The sequence below is a fragment of the Pseudomonas sp. IT-P176 genome (assembly GCF_949767245.1).
In the GTDB taxonomy this organism is placed as follows: Bacteria; Pseudomonadota; Gammaproteobacteria; order Pseudomonadales; family Pseudomonadaceae; genus Aquipseudomonas.
On the sequence record NZ_CATKPN010000010.1, the window covers coordinates 1 to 259 of the forward strand.

General features: G+C 66.4%; 1 protein-coding gene. It reads right to left on the bottom strand.

Going from position 1 to position 259, the window contains the following annotated elements; translation table 11 throughout:
• Window positions 1-259, bottom strand: a 259-nt coding sequence (locus ACM6IP_RS00050) for a DUF6396 domain-containing protein (protein WP_414860656.1), incomplete at both ends; no start/stop codon positions are given.

Sequence of the window (259 nt, forward strand, 5' to 3'; positions counted from 1 at the left end):
GCGCACCGCCTGCCAGTAGCCGGTCTGCGGACACGCCTGGCCGCTGGAGCAAGTCGGTGCGGGAAAACCGATCTTGATGAACGCGGGGGAACCGGGCATGGCCCTGCCGGTCGCCGGCTCAAGGAGCTTGGCCTTGGCCAACTGCCGGATCAGCACCTCGCTGGGCTTTTTCGGTGGGACATTGGCCAGTCGGGCTTCGAGCCACTGCAACTTGCCGTCCCAGGCGGGGAGTTTGGCTGGAGGTAGGGGGAGGATTTCG